The organism is Aliiroseovarius halocynthiae (assembly GCF_007004645.1).
GTDB classification, from domain to species: Bacteria; Pseudomonadota; Alphaproteobacteria; order Rhodobacterales; family Rhodobacteraceae; genus Aliiroseovarius; species Aliiroseovarius halocynthiae.
Genome location: NZ_ML660041.1, coordinates 1 through 1,092 on the forward strand (window position 1 = coordinate 1; position 1,092 = coordinate 1,092).

1 protein-coding gene is annotated in these 1,092 nt (G+C 49.8%); it reads right to left on the reverse strand.

Annotation, left to right across the window (positions count from 1 at the left end; translation table 11 throughout):
- Positions 1-431: 431 nt before the first annotated feature.
- Positions 432-1,092, reverse strand: a 661-nt coding sequence (locus FIL88_RS16800; RefSeq protein ID WP_221931180.1) for a hypothetical protein, incomplete at its 5' end; no start/stop codon positions are given.

The window sequence follows — 1,092 nt, forward strand, 5'->3', positions numbered from 1 at the left end:
TTCACGCTTTGCAGCTGGTCACGGTGCAGGTCTATTCTGGGCGAAGGCGTTTGCGACGGGCGGGCGCAGATCGCCGGGATCGTGCATAGCGCGCAGAATGGAGAGGTTCGGGTGTTAAGGGTGGGGTGGCGGGGGTAACCTACTATCTCTACAAATTTCTATCCAAGCTCTTGGACCACAATAACTTCAGCTATAGGATTTGTTTGTGACAACCCCTAGTATCTCCAATTCGCTCCAATCAGGATCAATTCCTTGTCTCTCCATAAACAAGTTGAAATAATTGAACGTTGCGTACTCGATTTCATCTTCTGAAAACCAAGTAGCCTCACACTCCGGGCATACAAAAATAAGCTTCCCGGTCTTCTTTACCGAAGCCCGTCGCACCCAATCTTGCTCACATCTTGGACAAGGAACTTTCATAGCAATTACCTCTAAAATGGATGGGCTGTTATCAGCCTACTTGTATTGGCCTCTACAACAACCTTAAGAGATGTTTCGCCCATAGTTCCCACCTGTCGCCCCATCGAGACGATAAATGCTCCCGGATCGCCAGGAACATGATTTCCTCTAGCAGCCCAGGCCTCATCAACGAGGCCCATTACACCATCCAGCGTTTTTGTGCTGAATACTGAGTGCTTTGGTTTGGATGGATCGGGGGCGGTGTGCGCCATGACGTGGGCAATCCGGTTGCCAAATTTTCTGTCCGGGCCATATATAACTCCTTCAGGGGATTGATAGAAGATTTTACCTTTCGCATCCCTCATGGCCGTAAAGCCCTTAGGAGCTGAGATGTTTGCGCCTACACCATGTATTGGTGTCAAATTTCCGGAGGGCTTTACAGCGCGTTTTCCACGAATTATTCGTCCAAGCCAAGCACCCAGTTTTGCAGCGCCTGTAGCGGCCTTAACAGGTTTTCCTGCGACGCCCATTGTTGCAGCGTCCATACTGTGACTGTAATAGTCTAGGGTATCAATTGCAGCTCCATTTGCACGTCCAATCGCATCCGCAGTGTTATCCAGCGCTTGTGCGCTACCTTTACCGAAAAATCTATCGAAACTCCCGTCCCCAAAGACTTTGTCCCATGCTCTGTCC